This is a genomic window from Gilvimarinus gilvus (genome assembly GCF_030518155.1).
GTDB lineage: Bacteria > Pseudomonadota > Gammaproteobacteria > Pseudomonadales > Cellvibrionaceae > Gilvimarinus > Gilvimarinus gilvus.
Genome location: NZ_JAULRU010000655.1, coordinates 1 through 333 on the forward strand (window position 1 = coordinate 1; position 333 = coordinate 333).

Annotated in this window: 1 protein-coding gene; it reads left to right on the forward strand. The window is 64.9% G+C overall.

Annotated elements, in window-relative coordinates:
* Positions 1-333 (forward strand): substrate-binding domain-containing protein (locus tag QWI17_RS16665; RefSeq protein WP_302723656.1); only part of this gene is annotated, 333 nt, incomplete at both ends.

Here is a 333-nt window from a genome sequence, read left to right on the forward strand (position 1 = left end):
AGTTTGCCGCGCCACTGGGCACACTGACCAGCAATGACGAACAGGCGGGTTTCGAGATGTTGCATCAGATGGTCGCGCGATTGCCACGTGGCCATGGCCCGGTAGAGTTGCTGGCGTTTGTCGGCGTCAAGACCACGCCGGCCTCGCAACTGCGCGAGCAGGGTATGCGCAGGGCGCTGGCCGATTTCCCCCAGGTGCGCCTGCGTCAGGTGGTGTATGGCGGCTGGAGCCGACAGCGGGCCTACGAGCAGGCGCAGCTGCTGCTGCAGCGTTACCCGAACATCGGCCTGGTGTGGTCGGCCAATGACGAAATGGCCTTCGGCGCCATGCAAG